This window comes from Clostridia bacterium, from assembly GCA_026414765.1.
In the GTDB taxonomy this organism is placed as follows: domain Bacteria; phylum Bacillota; class Clostridia; order Acetivibrionales; family DSM-27016; genus SKW86.
In genome coordinates, this window is record JAOAIJ010000042.1 from 67,118 (window position 1) to 89,441 (window position 22,324).

A 22,324-nucleotide genomic window follows, 5' to 3' on the forward strand; every position below is an offset into this window, starting at 1 on the left:
AATACACAAGTATAGTCCAAATACTTGACTACTGTTTTATGAATTATTTTTTAAACAACTGGAGCATTAAGTCAATAACATATGCATCGTCTTCCCTCTTCTTTTCGGTATATTTTGCAGCTCTTGTCTGAACCCAGAAGATGTTGTTTGGAAAAGGAGAGTGTTTGCTCACCACCCATTCCATATCCTGCGGCATCCCAAAATGTTCTTCTACTTTTTTTGAAACCCTAACTATCTCCAAAATTTCGCTATCTTCAAGACAAGCTGTCTTTCGGAGCTTTTCAGGAACTTTGGCTGTTACAGTTCCCGATTCAGATTTAACTGTCATTTCTGATTTTTCCGGAATTGATTTTGATTCTATAAACATTCCCTGTTTATTTACAATAAATGAATCCGGGTTTACATCACCGCTCACTATGCTTTCGCCAAACCCAAAATTCCCTTCAACTATTGCCCTGCTCAAATCGCCGGTTGTAGGCAGGACGGTCATTATAACACCGGCACTTCTGGCCTCAATCATTTCAACTACCGCCACCCCTATAGGCGCCCATGATACCGGCATGTTATTCGATAATCTGTAGGAAATTGCCCGTACTGTGAAAGCACTTCCCCATACCTTTTTCACATGTTTTATTATTTCTTCCTCTCCGGAAATGTTCAAATAAGTTTCCATCTGTCCGGGCATACTGACAGCTCCACTTGACCTTACAGCGCAGAACAAACCCGGAATACCGGTTTTTTCCTGAAGTCCGTGATAATAGTTACGTATCAGATGGTCAAGGTATACGGGCATCTCTGCTTCATTAACAGCTCTTATCATTTTTGCACTTAATTCTATGAGCTTATCCATATCATGTTCTATATTCAGACCGGTATCTATTTCTTTTGATGTCATCGCATCTAACTTTTCTTTTAATCCTGTGTTTACCATGAAATACTCGTATGCCTTTATCGAAACAGAAAAACCCATAGGTACCCTTAGTCCGAGTTTTGTCAATTCCCCAAGGTTTGCACACTTCCTTCCAACAATTTCATAATGGTCACGGGATAGTTCTTCAAGCCAGTAAATTTCATTAATATTTTCATTACAGCAAATATTATGATGCATTTCATTCACCCCCAACATGGGATTTGTTTATATATCAAAAATTCTGGTCATATAACTGAATATCTTACAGAATCAATACCGAACCCATATTTGCATCGAGTCTTACTGTCATACCATCCTTCAATATTTTTGTAGCATCAAATACATTAATAAGAACAGGTATTCCGTATTCTCTGCCGACTATAGCTGCATGTGAAAGGCTGGCACCCCTGTCTATGATTATCCCTTTCAGCAGTGAAAATACCGGTGTCCAACTCGGAGATGTAGTAGGAGCTACAAGAATATCACCCTTTTCAATCTTAACCAGATCTTTCTCTGTAAAAGCAAGCTTCACCTTACCCTCTACAAAACCTGGTGATCCGCAAGTTCCGAAAAGATCGGCTTTAAGTCCCGGCTTCTGAACGGGCATGGAACCAACTAGTACTTTCATTACAAGAGGGTCATGGGATTCTTCAAGCATTTTTGCAGCCTCTTCAACAGAAAACCCTTCTCTTGCAAGTATGGGAGGATGCTCTGACTTACACCACTTCTGCCAGTCACTTTTCCTTCTCTCCACAACTTTACGGAGATTGAACAAATCCGGATTGATTCCCGCTTTTCTTACTTCATCAGGTATAAGGAAAAATATATCTTCAGGCACTTCAATAGCACCAGCCGATGCAAATCTCCTGCCGATTTCTATTGTAACCCGTCTGATTAATGCATGTGTATAAAGATCAAGGTAATGGTTGTGCTCTTCGCTAAACCTGCTGCAGCTCTGGGCAAGTTTCAGGATTTTCTGAAACCATCCCCTCTGCTCTGGAGTAATTTTACCTATCAACTCATCTTCGATAGCTTTTCTTTCAATTTCCTGTCTTTGTCTTTTTTCATCAAGGCTATAACCCAGATCTTCCCCAAGAGCAATTTTAATAATATTGAATGCAGGCGTAGGATCTTCCCACCATGTAGGTACATTTATCTCCGCCATTCTCTCCATTCTCCATCCTGCTTCATTCTCAATGAATTCATCAAATGAATTCAGGAAGTCGCGGCCATCCTGGCTTGCCCCAAGTATTTCCCTCAGTTTTTCCAGCGGACATGACAGGAATATATCTCTGAACCCCATTTCCTTTGCCTTCCTTGCAAGATCAAAAAGACCTTTATCTACCTGAAAGCTTTTATTGTCAAAACCGCTTATAAGCTTGCAAAATTCAGGGCTTCTGTCATTTATTCCAAACATTCTGTTTGTTAAGTCCTCAAGCAGAGTAAATGCAGTGTATACTCCATACATCATATACATGTGGATTTCCCACATTCTCCTGCATGTGCTTATAGTATCTTCAAAACAATCCAGAAGCTGTGTATTTGATGCTTCAGCAAGGTCCAGACTCCTTAACTTCCGGTACCTGCCGGTAATTTCATCAACAAAAGTCTTCCACATTTCATCAAACCCGGAAATAAAGGGCTTGATAGCATCCCTGAACTGTTCCTCTCTCCTTCTGATTTCATCTGGATCTTTCACAGTCAGAATCCGTATATAACCACAGCCATCCTTTAAACGCCAGTCCCATCCCTTCACGGTAGGTATTGAAAGTGCCCGCGTCGCATACTGCGTACCGTGACTGCACCAGGCTGACCAGAACCAACCGAACATCGGAGTCCAAGCCGGCAGTGAATGTGTGCCGTCAAGAAACCAACACGGTGAATGCTCAAAATCAATACCCTCATCAAAATCATACCCTGGAACATATTTATAAATTCCCATACAAAATACCTCCAAAAATTTTATAAGATATAAAAATGGTACAAAGCATGTATTACTCTAATTTCTTCAATTTTAAACAAAATAGAAATTTATTCCTGAAAGGATAAATATCCCGAAAACAAAAATCATACTAAAGCTTTTAAACTCTTTTATTTTTACAGGCTCAGGATTCCTGTACAAAACAGCTCCTTTTAAGACATAAAAAGCGAATAGAATTGCACCGGCAATATTTAGAACAGCTCCGGTGTTACCTGATATTGAAGTGATCATCAATACAGCCCATCCAAAAACAGCAAGCAGCATGGACACAGAAAATCCTGCGAGTCTATTGCTGCGCCCCGGTGTAAACGCAGACATCTCTTTACCTATGGGCACAAGCCTGATTTTCCTGGCATGTTCCATGCTCATAGTAAGACAGATGCACGCACTCATGAACACAAGCATCAATACAACAGAATACCTGCCTAATGAGTATAGCTCAATCCGTCCGCTTAATGCATAAAGGCAAATCATAGGTATGACCATTTGATGACTGAATATGTAAAGTGTAGGCTTCTTTTTCAGAAAATCGGGGCAGAAAAATTCTTTCAGCATAAGCAATGACCATAAAAAGATAATGCCCCATAACGCAAGCTGTATTACCCCAAGAAACAGATTTATAGCAACCTCCAGGGCAATAACCGCATACATCACCGTCCTTAACTCCTTCAGAGTGATCTCACCCTTACTCAGCATCCTATCAGGATGCTCTATACAGTCCGATTCAAAATCCTTGTGTTCATCAAAAATCCGGAGCTGGATAAAGAAGAGAAATATTACGGCAAATCCCGGAACCATATTTGTGAAATCTGTATCCGGCGTTGCAGCTAGAGTATTTCCAAATAAATAAGATACAAAATATAGTGATGCGGTGTAAATACCATAAACCCTTAAAGGAAACCGCTCATTTGCATATCGTTTATATTTTTTAAACTTTGTGAACCCGCTCATTTTTCCCCCAAATCATCGTATTAACAAATATGTTGCGCGAAGTTTATATTTCTTTCCGCTTAATATTTGCCAAAGCTGCCCGTTTTCTTTCTGCTACCCCCCTTGCAATCTCCTGTAAAAAGTCTTTGTCCAATCCCACATATTTAGAAAGTGCATTCATTGATTTTTCAGGAAGGCTGCTCATCTGAGAGCGGTATAGTGTTTTTATTGCTTCATCTCTTGATATAAGCCCCTGTCTGACTGCAACACTCAATTCAGGCATTATATGAGGCCTTCCCTCTGCAATCTCATAAAGATAACCTCCTGCATCATGCGCATCACAGTCGTAATGTGACATAAGCTCATAATTGTCAGGTCTTTTCCACTTCATGTGCTTTTCCAGGAAATCAACCATTTCAGTCTCATTATATTTGTGATAAACAAAATACGGCATAAACTCAACAGGCTGCTTACCTTTGAAATCAGGATACAGAGGTGTAAGATCATCCATAAACTCGACGGGGAAAATTCTTTTGAAGCTGTCATATACATCCTTGTATGTATTATCAAGATTTACCTCATTAATATGCTTAAGAGAAGAAAAAAGGAAAGGAATAACCATATCGGGACTTTTTTCAGATGAAAAATACTTGAGCATTTGAGCAGGAGAACGTCCATGAATCATCATGGGAATCCCAAGCTCTGCCGCATAGGAAATCGAACCCATATAAATCATGTATGAACAGGCGATGCATGGCGATGCAACTGCTTTGATTGAACTGACATAAAGCTTTTTCAGAAGTTCTTCAGGGTATGTAATATACCTGTGTTCCACACCCAGCTCTGAAGTGATGGAAGCAATCCTGTCCTTTGACCAGTCATTGAGGAAACCGTTATCCACAGATACCGCAAGCACTTTTAGTTTATAGGTATTTACAAGCTGGTACAGGACATATGTACTGTCTTTACCGCCCGAAATTCCCATAATGGCATCATACGGACCTTTACCTTTATAAGTGTTAATCCGCTCCATCCAAAGCTTTTCCAAACAATCAAAATCATTCAGTTTATCTTCATATCTGTAGTATTCACTACAGTATGAGCAGGTACCTGTTTCATCAAACTTAATACCGCTTACCGAGCGGTCATTTACACAGCATTTACATAACTCTCCTATCATTTCGCCACTCCCCTTAATATTCTAGTTTTTTACTAAATAAAGCATATCTTTTAATAATAGTGCCACTTTTTGCAAGCTTCATCGAAATATTCCCATCAAACCTGTAATGATGGACAACGCCTGAACATCCTGCGTCAAGTGCATGCTTATGCAGCAGATATCTCAAGCCGGAACCGATGTTTTTCCCCTGATGCTCCTGCATAACTGCTATACTCTTTAATACCCACCAGTCTTCAAAGGGTTTATTTACATAATTTACACAGTATGCACAAATTTGTCTATTTTTAATACATATATCAACAACGGTATCTTCTTTTACAAGAGACTGGACATATGAGTTTTTAAAAACATCATACGGAACATGACAATAATAAGGGTTTTTAGAAAATGCTTGAGAGATTTTATGCATGTCGTCAACAGCAAATAAACTTTCTTTTCCGGCATAAGTTTCAAATACATATCCTTCCTTTATCAGCTTCCTGTACCTGTCTTCATAGTCAATAAAATCAGTGTCGCAAGCTTTTACAAGTGAACTGCTGTAGGTTGAGCAGATAGAATATCCAAGTTTCTCAGCTATCTCCGGCATATACTGCGGGTTGTCAGTTTCTGGAGCAACGGGCGGATGCTCCCACCCCTCCGTCATCCATCTGTAATTCACCCACGTAGCATAGTTTACAGGTCCTACTATTTTTAAAGCCTTTTTCTCTTTTGCCCACTGTTCAATAGCTGTAAATAGCCTGTCTGCGATATGAACGTCATCTGGAAAGCTTATATATCCAAAGAATACAATGGTTGGATCAATGGAAAGGTTTTGAAAGACGACAGCAGTTGCATTTTCTACATTGATACACAGCCAATCCTGGGCCATATCAAGCATTATGGCTTCAGAACCCCACATTTTAAATAATCTGCCGGTATCTTTAAAAAAATCTGAATCATTCAATCCGTACATAAATGTACCTCTTCAAAAAGATTTATTCTTTTGTGTTGCATTGAATGCCCTAAAGTTAAAAGCATTGGCATTTTCACTTTGTAAAATAAATGATGTTTATTGTAAAATTTGTATAATTTTTACAATTGATATATGAATATAATACGATACAAACTACAATTTGTAAATATTTATATAAATTTGTAATATTTGTGAAATATATTTGTTAAAAAATGTTAACATTTCTTCAACTATTCATGATCAAAAAAATATGCCTGCCCATATGTAATGGACAGGCACATAATATCCTTCATTCATTTATGTCTGACTTTCCGGCTGCTCCTTCTTTGTGAACGCCAAGGATATAAATATACTCCCTATTAGTATTGTAAAAATTATACCTAAAGACCATTCAATCGGTATATGGAGATCAAAAATCAAAGCCGAAAGCTTTATCCCAGTGAAGGTAAGTATCAAAGCAACGCCGTACTTAACATATCTGAACTTTTCATGCAGCTTTCCAAGTACAAAGTACATGCTCCTTAGCCCCATGATTGCAAATATGTTTGACGTATATACAATAAAAGGATCTGTGGTTATTGAGAATATGGCAGGAATTGAATCTATAGCGAATATAATATCCGTAAATTCAATAAGGATAAGAATCGCAAATAATGGCGTAGCATAAAGTATGTTGTTTTTCCTTACAAAAAACTTTTCCCCTTCAAGTTTGTCGGTAACAGGGATTATTTTACCCAACAGTCTGATAATTCTACTTTCTTTATAGTTTTCGCTTTCATCATGCTTAATCATCATTTTTATTCCACTGATTATCAGAATCGCTCCAAACACATACAACACCCAGTGAAACATATTTACGATGGCTACTCCCAAGACAACAAATATAAGCCTTAGAATAATTGCGCCAGCTATTCCATAGTTCAGCACCCTTTTTTGATATTCTGGTTTTATACCAAAGCTGGAAAATACAATAATAAACAAGAACAGGTTATCTATACTCAAACTCTGCTCGATTATATATCCACCCAGGAATTCCAGTGCCTTTTCCTTTCCTGAAAAAAAGTAGATACCCGCGTTAAAACACAATGCAAGACTAATCCAAAACGCTACCCATAATAATGCTTTCTTTGCTGACAATTATTTTTCCTCCTCCTTTACAGGTATGGCAAGCTCAATTTGTCTCCCTGAAGCGTTCACTTAATCTGCCGTACCACATAATTTTTTCTGATAGTATAATAAACTAAAATTTAGTAATTCCAAGGATTTTATTCAGTAAAATAATGACTATTCACTTTTCTTTACTTTCCAGTTATGAATTGCTTTTGCTGCCTCAACTATAGGAATTATGGCCAGGGACGCTGCAAGTACAATACCCCATTGTTCCATATTAAGCTGTTTTACCCTAAACATCTCATTAAAGAACGGAACAAAAATTACGATAACCTGCAGCAGTGCAGAAACAGCTATAGCCCCTATCAAGTACATGTTAGAAAACAAACCAAGTCTAAACAGTGATTTTGTATTGGATCTGGCATTAAGTGAATGAGTAAGCTGAATTAGACCAAGTGTAGCAAATGCCATTGTTATAGCAATTTCTTCCGAATACAGGCTTATACCGGCAAAATACGCGGTAAGAGTCAGCATACCCTTGAATATTCCCTGGTAAACAATACTGAATCCAACTCCATCCGAAAAGAAGCTGTTTTTTGCTTTTCTGGGCTTTTGCTTCATTACGTCCTTTTCGGCCTTTTCCACTCCAAGGGCTAATGCCGGCAAAGTATCTGTAACAAGATTCACCCAAAGGATGTGTATCGGGAAAAGTATGGTCCAGTTCAGCATGGTTGCAACAAAAAGCGTAACAATTTCACCAAGATTGGATGAAAGCAGAAACTGGATTGCTTTGCGGATATTACTGTAAATCTTGCGGCCTTCCTCTACAGCAATGACAATAGTGGCAAAATTATCATCTGCAAGTACCATATTGGACACACCCTTTGCAACATCCGTCCCTGTAATCCCCATTCCTATCCCAATATCCGCAGACTTAAGGGCAGGCGCATCATTAACTCCATCGCCGGTCATGGCGACAACCTTCCCCCTCTTTTTCCATGCATTAACGATTCTCACCTTATGTTCAGGCGATACCCTTGCATATACAGAGTATTTTGTGACTAATGTCTCGAAATCATCATCGCTTATCTTATTAAGCTCACTGCCAGAAATAACCTCTTCCTCGTTTTTGATTATTCCCAGTTCTTTGGCAATGGCTGCAGCAGTATCCCTGTGGTCTCCGGTAATCATGACAGGGCGGATTCCTGCTTCGGCACAAATCCGTACTGCCTCTCTGGCCTCAGGCCTAGGCGGATCAATCATCCCCACCAGTCCTACAAATACCATTCCGTTTTCTATACTTTCACTGGTGATGTTTTGAGGTAGCTCCTGAATATCCCTGATAGCAACAGCAAGAACCCTTAACGCCTTGCCTGCCATAACCTTGTTTCCATCAAGAATACTGTTTCTCTCTTTTCTCGTCAGCGTCCTTGTCTCTCCGTTTATGAAAATCCTGTCACATCTATCAAGCAGTACATCAGGCGCTCCTTTTGTAATAACTCTGTAGATTCCGTTTATCTGACTAATTGTAGACATAAGCTTTCTCTCAGAATCAAAGGGTATTTCATTAATTCTGGGTGCAAGTCTGTCAATGACATCCTTTTGAATACCTTTCAATGATGCAAAGTACGCTAATGCTGTTTCTGTAGGGTCCCCTATAAAGTTTACAGTATTCTTGTCAATTCTTGTTGTTTTCGAATCATTACATAGAACTATTGAGTGGGTAAATATACCAAAACTCTTTTTTTCTTCGTTAAAATCATCAGCATGCTGAAGGCATCCGTCCAAGTAAACCTCTTTTACAGTCATCTTATTTTGTGTCAGCGTTCCCGTCTTGTCAGAGCATATTATTTCCGTACTACCCAGTGTTTCTACAGCCGATAGCTTTCTTACAATGGAATTCCTCCCGGCCATTTTCTGAACACCCATGGCGAGTACAATGGTAATTACTGCAGGAAGGCCTTCGGGGATCGCAGCCACAGCCAGACTTACTGCAGTAAGGAACATTTCAAAATAATTTCTTCCCTGTAGTATTCCTGCAAGAAAGATAATAACCGATATTGCAATTATTCCTATGGTAAGATATTTGCTCATCTCCGCAAGTTTTTTCTGCAAAGGTGTTTCCTGTGACTCGCTGTTCGATAAATGACTGGCAATTTTGCCAACCTCGGTACTCATTCCAACCGCAGTAACTATTCCCATTCCTCGTCCGTATGTGACACTGCTTCCTGAATAGGCCATATTCCTTCTGTCACCTATAACAAGATCATCCCTATCCATTTTCACTACTGTTTTTTCAGCCGGAACCGACTCACCCGTCAATGCAGCTTCTTCTATCTTCAGACTTGCACAATGCAGAAGTCTCATATCTGCAGGAACAAAATCGCCGGCTTCAAGCAGGACAATTTCCCCAGGCACTATATCCTCAGTATTCACCTGCTTTATAACACCGTTTCTCTTTACCTTTACATGAGGAGATGACATTTTTTTAAGCGCCGACAAAGCCTTTTCAGCCTTACTCTCCTGCATTATTCCGAGTACTGCATTAATAAATACAACTACAAGTATAATTATTGTATCGGTCAGTTCATTCATAAAACCCGATATTGCAGCAGCGATAAGAAGTATGATAACCATCAGATTCTTAAACTGCTCAAGAAACATACCAAAAAGTGTTTTTCTCTTTCCTTCATCAAGCTTATTTTTCCCATAAGTCTGTATCCGTTTATTTGCCTCCTCATCTGTAATTCCGTCATTACCGGAATGCAAGTATTCCAGAACCTCCTGCTCTGTCTTGGTATGAAAGAGTATATCATTTAGCTGCCGGTATACTTTCATCACCTATATCCCTCCTAAATGTAAGATATTTATATAAAAAGACTCTGCACTCAAACTGAATTCAGTTTGAGTGCAGAGTCTCACGAACAAATATGCAATAAAGCCGGGTTATCACACCGTAATGACGACTTTATTCCTGCCTGGGAAGCAGGCCGTTACTCCCTCTGTTTTGCTATTTGGCTATATGCCTTCTTTTATGACTGTCCAGATATTATTCAGTTGTTTCCAACCGGATTTCTCCCGGTCTTGCTGCGCAGGAAAGCTATTATGCCAGGCAGCAGCGATATAAATATAATTGCAAGTATTACCAGTGTAAAATTGTTTTTTACCAAGGATATATTGCCAAAGAAATATCCTCCGCTTATAAACAGCAGCACCCACATTATTCCGCCTATGACGTTATAGCTTATAAACTTCCAGTAATTCATGCTTCCCATACCGGCAACAAATGGCGCAAAGGTGCGGATTATCGGTAGAAACCTGGATATAATGATTGTTTTTCCGCCATGCCTTTCATAGAAAGCATGTGTTTTTTCAAGATATTCCTTTTTGAAGAATCTGCTATCTTTAATTTTATAAGCTTTAAGTCCAATAAATTTGCCCGCATGATAATTTACAGTATCTCCCAATATTGCTGCAATAATCAAAAGTATGGTAATAAGCTTCACATCCAGGCTTCCTGCAGCACCCAATGCACCTATTACAAATAATAGCGAGTCTCCCGGAAGAAACGGGGTAACAACCAGTCCTGTCTCACAAAATATAATGAGAAACAAAATCAAATATGTCCAAATACCGTATGTCTGTATTATTGCAGCCAGGTGTTTGTCAATGTGCAGAATAAAATCAATCAGTCCAGTAATTATTTCCATATTCATCTCCATTTCCAATCCAAATTTAGTTTATTCGGGTGCAAAGTCTTTAAGACTTTCGCCTTTGCAGTTTGTCAATTAACAAAAAAAGACCTTTAATACAGTACAAACGTATTGTACTGTATTAAAGGTCTTGCTTTCCGTCAGTGGAGTATAAAACCAGGCAATCGCATACGCCGGTTGTTGGTTCTATAGCTTGTAAGCTACTCCCCTTTAATAATATCATTATATGCTATAGCTTATTTATATGTCAATTAATTATTCGTCAGTATGCTACTTAAAATACAGCGATTGAAACAACTGCTCCTGTACTTGTAGCTTTATATTACGGAGCTAATGCCTACTAATCCGTAATCTGCAAAATATATTTGTAATTACTATATTAATTATAGTAACGCAGCTTATTATTAATAAGCTTCTACCAATACTTCAAAGTATGACTGGGGATGCACACATGCCGGACACTTTTCCGGTGCTCCTGTTCCTTCGTGAATGTATCCGCAATTACCGCATTTCCAAAGGGTTTTTTCACCTTTTTTAAACACTGAGTCATTAGTGATATTGTCAGCAAGCTTCTTATACCTTTCTTCATGGTGCTTTTCAACAGCAGCTATGAGTTTAAAAGCTGCCGCAACTTCACTAAAACCTTCTTCTTCAGCAACCTTTGCAAAAGCAGGATAAAGGTCTGTCCACTCTTCATTTTCCCCACCGGCTGCTGCTTTCAAATTATCAAGCGTCGTACCATATGCAACAGGAAAGGCAGCATTGATTTCAATCATAGCAGGAAGCTCTCCCTGCAAGCCTTCAAGCAGTAATTTATAAAACCTTTTCGCATGCTCCTTTTCATTATCGGCAGTTTCGATAAATATATTCTTTATCTGCTTATAACCTTCTTTATCCGCTACTGAAGCATAAAATGTATACCGGTTGCGGGCCTGTGATTCTCCGGCAAAGGCTTTTAGTAAGTTTTCTGCGGTTTTCGTCCCTTTTAAGTTCTTCATATATGACCTCCTAAAATTAGTAAGCTTCAAATTTATTAACAAACACTATTTTATCATATTTTTTATATTTCGATGAGCGTTTTTCCTCCATTAATCTTTCCGCTATTTTCTACAGTCCATATTATTTTTGCAAAATCAATGCAAAACTGCATATCCTTTGTCCCAAGCTTAGTCTTATAGTATCGTTTTATATTGTTGACCTCGGAAACTTTTACAAGCATTTCCTCTGCACTAGTGTTTGCTATATCAGATATTGATTTATATCCGGCTTCAGAAAAGCTTTTTGCAGCTATAGCACCTACACCGTTTATTCTGACCAGATTGCAAAGGGAGTATAATTCCTCCGCCAATTCTTGAGAAATTCCCAGCTTCTGAGCAATCTTTTTCATGTCTTTAACAGACTCATAGAATTCATAATAATCTTTAGATGATATAAAGCCTGCATTACTCACTCTATCCAGCATCTCCGCTTCTATTCCAGGAAAGTCCTTGATTAAGACTGTTTTGCATTCTAAGCTTCCAATTTCTCTTCTTAATATAGTCAGATAATCCTTTGATAATTTAGACTTTTCAGAAAATTCAATCATTTTTTTCGTAGTTGACAAAGCATCTTTTAATTCACACAGATTACCTATACCAGCATTGCAAATCGCGCTGAAACTGGCATCAATATTATTATGCAGGATTTTTCTTCCAGGTAACAGATACTGGTTTCTGAGTATTTCTCTATAATTATCAACCGGTATTTTAGAAAAATCAAAAGAATACGCCATGGCAACTCCCTCCATCTACTCGTTTAGTAGAAACTACCTAATTTTTATAACTAAATTTTTTATTGTCTCAATCAAACAATGAAATCTGAGCCGCTCCATATCCGTGTTTATATTTTTTTATTATATCATCCATTTTATATAAAATACCATTTTTTTCACATTGGCTTTTAAAAAAGCTCCACAGCTCTTTTGCTTTAGGAGAGCGGCATTCATATGCATTTCCAAAGTGTGTTATGTACTTTTCCTTAATTGCTGGAAAGAGCTTGTCTAATTCCTTATAATACCATTCTCTCTGATTTTGCCGCAAAGTCACTCCAAATGCCGGATATATGAATTTTGCCCCGCTTTCATGTGCAAGCCTGATAATACTGCTGATATTTTCCACCGTATCCTCAATAAACGGAAGTACAGGCATTAACAATATGCCGGCAAAAACACCTTCCTCAGACAGCTTTTTAAGCGCAGCAAATCTGCGAGAAGCTACACAAACATTCGGTTCTATTTTTTTGCATAGTGTATCGTCGGCTGTGGTAACTGTAATCTTTACGAGCACAGGGGAATGTTCCGATATTGCCTTTAAAATATCACTATCTCTGGAAATCAAATCGCTTTTTGTTGCAATAGAAACTCCGAACCCATAACGGTTTATCAACTCTAGAGCGCCTCTGGTCAGTTTGAATTCTTTCTCAGACGGATTATAAGGATCGCTCATAGCTCCTGTTCCTATAACACCGGTTCTTCGCTTGGATTTAAGTCCACGCTCTATTAAGGCAAGAGCATTTTCTTTTGCCCTTACCTCATCGAAATTTTCTATCCTGTAACACTCACTCCGGCTGTCACAGTAAATACATCCATGGCTGCAGCCTTTGTATATATTCATATTATAGTTGCTGCCAAACCAGGAATTGTTTTCAGTGTAGCCTGAAACAATAGCTTTTGCAGGAATAAACTTCATATCATAGGTCCTTTTCTTCAAGAAATTTATAAACTTGCTGCCAGACAATATTTATTAGGTATGACTTGGCCTTTTTAAATATTCGCAAACTATTTCTTTCAGATATTATCTGACGGCAAGCAAATCTTTTAAAATACCTGTTTCATTTATGCATATTTCTTTTGTAATATCTGAGATTGACTTCAGTATTTCATAGTTCTCTGTTTCAGACATGGTCCAAAGCAAATCTGCGATTTGATCCCATTTTTCTGAAACGGATATATACCTTTCACCAAGTTTTTCAACATGCTCACTATTTAGTATCCGGCTTGCTTCAACTAGAAAGTTCCCGTACATTTTCCTGAAAATGCCCCCGCCTGTTCCACCATCCGCACTTATCATGAAATAGTTGGCTATGCCGGCTCTCCTAATTTTATTAGTTTCAAATCTGTTCCACTTTAAAACCTCTACTGAAAATTTATCAATCCCTTTAACACCTAATAATTTAGCAGGAGGATTCAGCATACTGCTGCTTGTTTCATGGATGGCTTCTACAATTATTTCAGGTGTAACAGGTTTATAACCTGCAAAGTCAAATTCCAGATACATGTTGTTAGCCGGAAAAGGTTTGAATTTACTATTTCGCGCTTTCTCCATCTGAGAATACTCCACAAGATGGAAATCTTCTGCGATGTTTCCTTTAGGAGTTCTTATCGGATAATCGCTGTTATCCCTGTCGCTGATAACGAAGTGTTCATTTTCTTCGTCATACCCAAAAATGACTATGGCATGTCCGCCAAAATGGCTGTCCTCCTCCAGATTCAGATATTTTAGAAAGGGCATATCTGCGTAGATTAATACCGGCTTATTCATATCAATCATTTGTTTTGTTTTTTCAAATACTTGTGAATATTGTTTCCCTTTTTTACATTTAATTTTTATGTTTAATCTGTTCGCTATCTTTTCTTCAAATTCAAACCTTTTGATTCTTCCAGAAATAATCGGAGCATCTGCAAGATTAATATATACAAACCCCAATCCCGCTCCTATGCCAAAAATCATCTCTTCCGAAAAACTATACCCATAAAAATCAAAGACCTGCTTTAATGCTGTGGTAACACAATGCTTGCCGCCACAAGGGCTAAATCCTTTTACTATACTTTGCATCCTCAACTCTCCTCCCTTCGCTGCTAAACTTCCACTTGATACCGGAGTACTGTTTTAAGCTTGTCAGGTTTAGTCTTAAGAGGATTTGAAAGATATATTTCTCGATGCTTGTGGGAAACCCTCCTGTATCCATTATTTTTACAAAATTGTTCCATGATTCTAAAACTTGCCGGCTCATTATCATAGCTTCCAAGATGAAGCATCTGGCAGCACAAACCTTCGGATACTTCACCATATTCAGCTCTATCGATATATATATTAGGCTTTTTCTTTTTGGTTTCCGATTTAAAATATTCAAAAAGTTCAGGAGTCAGAAACTCCGGCTGGCGAATCATAATCCTGTATGAAAGGTTGCTTTTATCCGTAGGTGGTAGGGTTTTGTCAATCAAATCCCACTCCCCTTCCAGCGGAAATATGGTGTATTGGTAATATCCTTCCGGAACACTTTCACTTTTGTACGACATTTTTACTGCATAACTCAGACTGTAAAGCGCTCCCGTTGCAAAAGCAAATTCCTCTCCATTTGGATCTCCCTTGCCTTCAATCATTATGAAATTTATAGACGGAATTGTAACTATAACCGGGGTTTTCTTAGGTATATATAGATCCTTACACTCTTTTTTGTAATCATATATTTCTTTAGGCATCATAAACCCTCCTGAATATTTTTTAGGCACGTCTACCTCTCTGTGAAAGGGGATTATTCACATGTCCTGAAAGGTTTGCCGCCTAATATTATTCTACCAGGTATAAGTTGACAACCCATGTCATATTATAAATATTTTTTTAAACTGTCTTCCATTTTACTTTTTACTATTTTCCGGATATGCTCAGGCTCTAAGACCTCTGCATGATTTCCGTATGAAAGTATATATCCGTAAACCCACTCATCTTCCGGAAATGTTGCCGTTACAGTAAAACTTCCGTCTGCATTTCTCACTATATATCCCTGATCAAATTCATCAAAAAGTCTATACTCCATCCTTGCCTCGATTTTAAGTACAAGCTTGACCATTCTGTTATTGTATTCCTGGGGGTTGATCCAGATATTCTCAGGTGCATCTCTTTCAAATGTTTCCATAGAGCAGATAAGGTTTTTAATCCGTATAACTTTAAACATTCTGAAATCACCTTTCACTCTGCAAAAACCGTAAACATACCAGCCCTGTCCTTTAAATATAAGCTTTAAGGGTTCAACAGTTCTTTTGGTTTTTTCGCCATAAGAGCTAAAATAGTCAAAATTTACAATATTTTTATTCAGTATTGCTGTTTTGAGCAGGTTAAACTTTTCCCTTTCATCAGAGTTACTACCCCAATGAGAAAAATCAACATCAATCCAGTTTGTATTATCTTTATTGAACATAGCAGCCATTTTTTGGAGTACCGGTTGTATATCCGGAACATTTAAAGCGTTCAAACCCTGAAGTGAAGACAGTATATCAATCTGTTCCTTGTCTGAAAACACTGATTTATCGAGCACAAAACTATCCAGAAGGCTGATACCGCCTCCCTTGCCTTTATTTGTATAAACCGGTATACCGGCCGCACTGAGTGCATCTAAGTCACGATAAATAGTCCTTTTGGAAACTTCAAAATGTTCAGACAGTTCTCTAGCAGTTACCATCTTTTTATCAAGCAGAATATATACTATTTCAAGAAGTCTGTTAATCTGCATCCTACATCACCTACTTCTATTTTATCACGTATTTATACGATAGGGTTATGCAAGTGGCATATACCGGGGGACGTATATTTTTCTTATGATTTGGGTTATGGATAAATGGCTAATTCTCTAATTCTAGATAAATATCTATACTTCACCTTTGACATTCTTAGACACTATAAGTCTTCTTGTGCCAAGTACATATTCATATACCACTAATCCGATAAAAATCCCCGTACATCCTGTAAAACATCTTATAAATAAATCCCATAGGGGTATATCAAGAAAAATATTATAAAATGAATTGAACAGGAGCCAATTGGTTCCAAAAATGCTGTATGAAAAAAATAAAGATTTCAGATACTTGTTTTTAAATCTAATTCCAGGACAGAATAAATAATACATAAACCCTATCCACATACCAAATGCAAGAAGCCATATAATATCAAGTAACCCGCTTATTGTTTGGCGTTCTGCAACCGATCGGAATGTAAAATATAACTGTGTCCCATGAAAAACCGCAAAAAATAGGGCAATAAAAGGAATAGACACTAAGGAACTTAAGTTTCTTTTCATCCTATTATTTTGACTTTTACATAGAAGCGCGCCCGCTACCAGTCCAAAAAGAGATAAACATAATAAGTCCCTTATGCTGCTTCTCAAATGTTGCAAAGCATTTTCAGAATGGTTGATAACTATAAACTCTGTAAATCCAAAAAACCATACTATGCCGAAGGATCCCCCGTATATCAAACCTTTAACTAATCGATTATTATGTATACCTTCTTTTATCATATGAAAATTCAACAATAAGAACACAGTGATTATTGAACACAAAGAAATAATTGCTAATGTCTTCGTACCAGTCTTTAGAAACATACTACTTTCATATGCATCTATCAAAAATTGAGGCATGTTTCCGGTACCGTTAATAAGCTTGCTTGCTGCTCCAAACATAAGGATAGTAATAATAAGGACAAGGAAATTCTTAATAATGAATATTATGTTTTTTTTCATAAGCTTAACTCCTATTTATTAATCAATATTCAGGTATATCAATATCTTTTATTCTGCACATTTCACAATAAACCTGATCTATTGTCTTAAGAGAAATCGAACTACTTCTTCAGCGTTGCTGTATATTTCCTGTTCAGTTATCTTTCTCTTTCCCGAAAAATACATAAGAAGCATTCCATGAACTGAGTTCATAATCAAACTGCTGATTATATGCACCTTTTCATGTTCAATAATACCCTGCTGAGCCAAGTTTTTTAGAATACCTATCTGAATTCTTTCGAGACTGGGCCTTACAAACTCTTGCTTCACAACTTCTGGAGGTTCTTCGGTTTGATAAAAAAAGAAAAACTTAAAAACATTAGGATTTTGAAAATAGTAAGCTATATATTTTCTAAGAAGCTGTTTAATATCTTCGGGTGTATATTTTTCTTTAATAAAGTCACTTTCATAAATCTTAATTATATCCTGTATAAAATCTACCCCTGCATACCACAGTAAATGATCCAGACTCTCAAAGTAGTTATATATAGTAGCATATGAGTATCCTGTGGCTTCTCCTACCTTCCTGACAGATATGTTTGTGACACCTTCATTTATTAGTATTTCTTTCGCAGCATCTATAAAATATTTCTTAATTCTATTTTTCTTAACATCCTTTTTCAAAATCTCACCCCCAATCTTCTAACAGCTATATGCATACAATTACGGTCTTGTTAGTACATTTCCATATAATAAAATTAACAGTGTTAAATTTATTAACACTGTTAATTTTATTATATGGTCAGAAGTGAGCAATTGTCAACAAAAACAGCTTTATCACAAATTTGATATAGGTATTTCTCCATTCTATAGGCTATTCACTAATCTTTTGCTCTATTAATTCTTTTATCTTATTTATCTCTCCATTTGTCATATCAAACTTGCCTGGTGTTTTTTCTATCCCTTCCTCTGTAACAACAATATAATGGTCTATATTTATACCGACATGTTCAACCATTTTTTTAGCACAGGCTACCGGACAGCCATCGACTACTACAACCTTCTTAGCCTGCCTTGTTGCCTCTATAATACCCGGAATGTGTCCCCCAAGCCCTGCAAGGCAATACATTTTTGCTTTACCGTCTTTAGTAATTTCAAGAGCTGCATTATTAGAAATCTGTCCTACATTCGCCCCACCGCCTGAGCAGGCAAAAACCATAATTTCAGCAGGTTTACAGATACAAGCTTTAGACATATAATTCAACCTCGCTTTTTCTTTTTTAGTATATTAGTTATTTCTAATATACTAAAAACATTATATACTTTCTTCCACGAAATGTCAATACTTAATGAACTTAATTTCCAAATATTACTCAGCAACGTAGTTTTCTCATAACTAAATCCTGTATATCAGTTGAATATCCTTCCATAAAAAGAACAGCAAGCTCCATTATAATAATTAATGAAACTTGCTGTTTTTGCTTCCGCCAGGTAGATGGTTTCAGTTATTAATAACACATATTACCATATGCCTGATATAAGTCCCTGGTAATCTACTCTTCTCTAGCTTTTAGTCCCTCAACTATATCAAGACGATTTATTACTCTGATACTCAGGAGCATGACAAGCGCAGAAATCACTATTAATATAAGAGCTGCAAACAAATAACTCTGAGTATATATATGAGGTGTCAGTGCAAAGGAATCATTTGAAAACTCATCCTTGATGCCGAATAATATGAGATTGCCCAGCAAAAATCCAAATGGCAGAGAGATGATTATCTGCAACAAATTCTCTTTTAAGTATGCATGCATGATATCCTTTGTGCCATATCCCATAACCTTTAAAACTATAAACTCATAACTTCTTGCAGTAAGATTTATTATGCCCACTGCGTACAATACTGCAATCCCCAGTATTACTGCAAACACAATCAGTATTTGTATCATAAAGCTGATTGTATCAAGCAGCTTTAGCAGAGTATTTTTATCCTGCTCTACAGATGTAGTGCTTATTACGTTTTTATTATCATTTATGCTTTGGGAAAGTCTTTTAGCATCCATTTCTGTTCTAATAAATACAGTATTGTATATCATTTTGTCCAGTTTAAACTTATCCTTTACAAAACTATATTTTGTGTAAACATAAAAACCTGATGCCTGTATTGACGTATCACTTACACGTACTTCAATATCATTAAAGCTGCCGCCAGGCGATGATATCTTTACCCTATCACCCTTATTGACACCCAGCTTGCTTGCTACATATGCAGGAAGCACAACCCCATCTTGTGAATCTACCGGTTTATTCCTATCATTTTTTAAATCCAGCATGTTAAAACCTTCTTCAGTAACAAGAAGAGGATAGTCATATTTTGTACCGCCTTTTTCAACTTTTATCGGCAGAATAAGTGCTTTGGCATATTCCTCTACTTCAGACAGCGAGACAATATCAATATCGGTTTCCAAAGAAGTAGGTTTTACATTTACTGATAAATCATATTTAGTAACCTCTTCATAATGGGTATTGATAAGATGACTGAATGAATTCCTGAATCCAAATGCAAACACTGCCAAAGCTACAGCAGCAGTCATACCCAGTATCACTGCAAAAAACCTGCCTTTATTCCTCAATGATGTCTTTATTGCATACCGTGAATTGAATGAAAAACTGTTCCACAAGGGTTTAATTTTCTCAAGGAAGATTTTTTTGCCACTTTTTGGCCTTTCTGCATGCATAGCTTCAGCCGGGTTGATTTTCAATACTGCCTTTATTCCAATTAAATTGGACAATACACATACCAATAATGCAAGCAGGAATGCTATGCCCCATAAATTCAGATACAATTTGAAGGTAAGCCCGGGTACCTCAAACATTTCACGGAATATATCCAGTATATAGTCCCCTAGAGATACTGACAGCAAACATCCTCCAATACTTCCAAACAAGGCAGCCAGTACAGCGTATTTAGTATATATGTATAATATTCCCGCATCCGAGAGTCCTAAAGCCTTGATGATTCCTATTTGCTTGCGTTCTTTAGCTATATTTCTTTTTTGCATTACATAGATCATCATAGCCCCAATGATAAAGAACACTACAGGGAATATATACGTAAAGCTGTCTATCTGCTTTTGATCTTCTTTATACATTTTGTAGCTTGTTTGTCCGCTTTTGAATATATCATATGATATCCTTTTGGGTTTTAAAATCTCCTTGATTTTTTCTGCCGCTTCATTGTTTTCGGTTCCATTGTCAAACATGATATTAATTTGGTTATATCGGCTGTTCAGCTTTTCTTTGACAAAACCTTCGCTGGCGTATAGTAATCCGAAATCATTTGGGTCAGCCATGGGTACACTTTCACTCTGGGCAAGGTACACGTATTCGGGAGTGGCAATAAGTCCAGCTATTTTAAGATTATATACTTCTTTTTGAATTTTAAGTTCTATATTATCGCCGATTCCAAGTCCGTGCGCATCAGCATATTTTTTGAGCAGAAGACCTTCATTATCATTTTTTATATGCCTCCCACTGTATATGTAAGGTTTATTTATTGCACTTCCTTCTAAAGGTGTGGAAATAACACGCAACGTAGCATCTCCACTTTTAAAATCTGCCACAAATCTTCCTTGAGCAACCTTCACGCCATCAATCCCTGAGACCTTCTCAACGTCATTTTGTTCAAAGCCCAGGCTATATACTGTATAGTCTGCAAGAGAATAGTCCGTATAATACTGTTCTGACATCCTCTGGTATTGGTATAATACCGTTTTTAGTGTAACAAAGAATCCGACACCTATTGCAACTATCAAAGCTGCTGAAATCAACTGTGGAAGCTGTCTCTTTATTTTACGCAGTAAAAGTTTGTTTTCTATCTTCATAGTACCACCTACCATTCTACTTCATCTGGTGAAAGAGGTGATGGGTTATAAACAGTATCAATTATTTTGCCGCTTCGCATTTTAATAACTACATCAGCGACTTTTGCTATATCCTGGCTGTGGGTTATAAGTATTATGGATGTGCCATGCTTTTTATTGATATTACACAGTACATTTAAAATCATGATGCCCGTCTTAAAGTCAAGTGCACCCGTAGGTTCGTCACACAAAAGCACCTTCGGATTTTTTGCTATAGCCCGTGCAATTGATATTCTTTGCTGTTCTCCTCCCGACAGCTCAGCGGGAAAATGATTTTTCCTTTGGGACAGCCCTACAACAGCCAAAGCATTCTCTGCCCCCTCCTTTGGCAGCTTCCCGATTTCTGTGGAGAACTCTACATTTTCAATAGCAGTTAAGTTTGGCAGCAGATTATAAGACTGAAAAACAAACCCTATATTCTCTTTTCTGAATCTGGTCAACCTTCTTTGATCCAACTTTGTTATGTTTTCCCCGTTGAAAATTATCTCACCTGCTGTAGCACTATCCATTCCTCCCAATATATTCAGAAGAGTACTTTTACCCGAACCGCTGGCACCAAGAACTACTATAAATTTGCCGCTTTCGATATTGATAGAAATATCATCCAATGCACGTACTTTGTTTTCACCCTCACCATATAACTTAACAAGGTTATTAATTTCATATAAACTCATTTGCGACTCCCCGTTTCTTCAGATTAATGATTTTTGATAATAAAAAAGTTAATGAGTTAAGTGCTGCCACACCAAAAGCATCTTTTGCAATTATTGTAAGAAAATGCGCCCATCCTTTCATTATTTAGATTTTTGGGGATATGTGAAAGGAAAATAAAAAAAGACCATTAACATAACCCCAATCAATTTGGATTATGTTAAAAGTCTCGTTGCCGTATGACGGTTATAAAGCCAGGAACGGATACCCGCCCAGTATGTTGACTTTATAATTAAAACTACTCCCTCTTAACGCTTTTATTGTATTATGATTTGTGCAGGATTGTCAATAAAATATTCTAAAAACTAAACATTTCGCACAGTCAAACAAAAACTCTTTACCATATCCCGCCAAGCCTTAAACCAAGCAATTCCCTGGAAACT

General features: G+C 37.4%; 19 protein-coding genes. All 19 read right to left on the reverse strand.

Going from position 1 to position 22,324, the window contains the following annotated elements:
• Nucleotides 1-43 precede the first annotated feature (43 nt).
• Entirely contained in the window at nt 44-1,108 is a 1,065-nt protein-coding gene (locus N3I35_15635; GenBank protein ID MCX8131510.1) for a PEP/pyruvate-binding domain-containing protein, read from the reverse strand.
• A gap of 64 nt (nt 1,109-1,172) precedes the next feature.
• Complete coding sequence (locus N3I35_15640; GenBank protein ID MCX8131511.1) at nt 1,173-2,852, reverse strand: PEP-utilizing enzyme; 1,680 nt, start codon at nt 2,850-2,852, stop codon at nt 1,173-1,175.
• Between the two features lie 72 nt (nt 2,853-2,924).
• The gene (locus N3I35_15645; GenBank protein MCX8131512.1) at nt 2,925-3,842 is read right to left on the reverse strand and encodes a UbiA family prenyltransferase; all 918 of its coding nucleotides are present in this window, start codon (nt 3,840-3,842) and stop codon (nt 2,925-2,927) included.
• Between the two features lie 43 nt (nt 3,843-3,885).
• Nucleotides 3,886-5,001 (reverse strand): hypothetical protein, encoded by a 1,116-nt coding sequence (locus N3I35_15650; GenBank protein ID MCX8131513.1) that lies wholly within the window; start codon nt 4,999-5,001, stop codon nt 3,886-3,888.
• A gap of 13 nt (nt 5,002-5,014) precedes the next feature.
• The gene (locus tag N3I35_15655; protein ID MCX8131514.1) at nt 5,015-5,953 is read right to left on the reverse strand and encodes a GNAT family N-acetyltransferase; all 939 of its coding nucleotides are present in this window, start codon (nt 5,951-5,953) and stop codon (nt 5,015-5,017) included.
• 297 nt (nt 5,954-6,250) lie between these two features.
• Nucleotides 6,251-7,090, reverse strand: a complete 840-nt coding sequence (locus N3I35_15660) for a TerC family protein (GenBank protein ID MCX8131515.1) — start codon at nt 7,088-7,090, stop codon at nt 6,251-6,253.
• 147 nt (nt 7,091-7,237) lie between these two features.
• The gene (locus N3I35_15665; GenBank protein ID MCX8131516.1) at nt 7,238-9,901 is read right to left on the reverse strand and encodes a calcium-translocating P-type ATPase, SERCA-type; all 2,664 of its coding nucleotides are present in this window, start codon (nt 9,899-9,901) and stop codon (nt 7,238-7,240) included.
• A 215-nt stretch (nt 9,902-10,116) separates the two neighbouring features.
• Nucleotides 10,117-10,773 (reverse strand): DedA family protein, encoded by a 657-nt coding sequence (locus N3I35_15670; GenBank protein ID MCX8131517.1) that lies wholly within the window; start codon nt 10,771-10,773, stop codon nt 10,117-10,119.
• Between the two features lie 407 nt (nt 10,774-11,180).
• On the reverse strand, nt 11,181-11,774 hold the full coding sequence (locus N3I35_15675) for a rubrerythrin family protein (GenBank protein MCX8131518.1): 594 nt from the start codon (nt 11,772-11,774) through the stop codon (nt 11,181-11,183).
• A gap of 62 nt (nt 11,775-11,836) precedes the next feature.
• A complete protein-coding gene (locus N3I35_15680; protein MCX8131519.1) occupies nt 11,837-12,547 on the reverse strand; it encodes a DUF4332 domain-containing protein in 711 nt (236 codons plus the stop codon).
• A gap of 67 nt (nt 12,548-12,614) precedes the next feature.
• Nucleotides 12,615-13,502 carry a radical SAM protein gene (locus tag N3I35_15685; GenBank protein MCX8131520.1) on the reverse strand — a complete coding sequence of 296 codons (888 nt, stop codon included), beginning with the start codon at nt 13,500-13,502 and terminating at the stop codon, nt 12,615-12,617.
• 105 nt (nt 13,503-13,607) lie between these two features.
• The gene (locus N3I35_15690; protein MCX8131521.1) at nt 13,608-14,648 is read right to left on the reverse strand and encodes a BtrH N-terminal domain-containing protein; all 1,041 of its coding nucleotides are present in this window, start codon (nt 14,646-14,648) and stop codon (nt 13,608-13,610) included.
• 23 nt (nt 14,649-14,671) lie between these two features.
• The gene (locus N3I35_15695; protein ID MCX8131522.1) at nt 14,672-15,295 is read right to left on the reverse strand and encodes a GyrI-like domain-containing protein; all 624 of its coding nucleotides are present in this window, start codon (nt 15,293-15,295) and stop codon (nt 14,672-14,674) included.
• Between the two features lie 125 nt (nt 15,296-15,420).
• A complete protein-coding gene (locus N3I35_15700; GenBank protein MCX8131523.1) occupies nt 15,421-16,323 on the reverse strand; it encodes a YafY family transcriptional regulator in 903 nt (300 codons plus the stop codon).
• Nucleotides 16,324-16,458: 135 nt separating this feature from the next.
• The gene (locus N3I35_15705; GenBank protein MCX8131524.1) at nt 16,459-17,328 is read right to left on the reverse strand and encodes a hypothetical protein; all 870 of its coding nucleotides are present in this window, start codon (nt 17,326-17,328) and stop codon (nt 16,459-16,461) included.
• A 78-nt stretch (nt 17,329-17,406) separates the two neighbouring features.
• The gene (locus tag N3I35_15710) at nt 17,407-17,991 is read right to left on the reverse strand and encodes a TetR/AcrR family transcriptional regulator (protein MCX8131525.1); all 585 of its coding nucleotides are present in this window, start codon (nt 17,989-17,991) and stop codon (nt 17,407-17,409) included.
• 190 nt (nt 17,992-18,181) lie between these two features.
• Complete coding sequence (locus N3I35_15715; protein MCX8131526.1) at nt 18,182-18,562, reverse strand: putative zinc-binding protein; 381 nt, start codon at nt 18,560-18,562, stop codon at nt 18,182-18,184.
• 298 nt (nt 18,563-18,860) lie between these two features.
• Entirely contained in the window at nt 18,861-21,191 is a 2,331-nt protein-coding gene (locus N3I35_15720) for an ABC transporter permease (GenBank protein MCX8131527.1), read from the reverse strand.
• Between the two features lie 8 nt (nt 21,192-21,199).
• Entirely contained in the window at nt 21,200-21,904 is a 705-nt protein-coding gene (locus N3I35_15725; protein ID MCX8131528.1) for an ABC transporter ATP-binding protein, read from the reverse strand.
• Between the last annotated feature and the right edge of the window lie 420 nt (nt 21,905-22,324).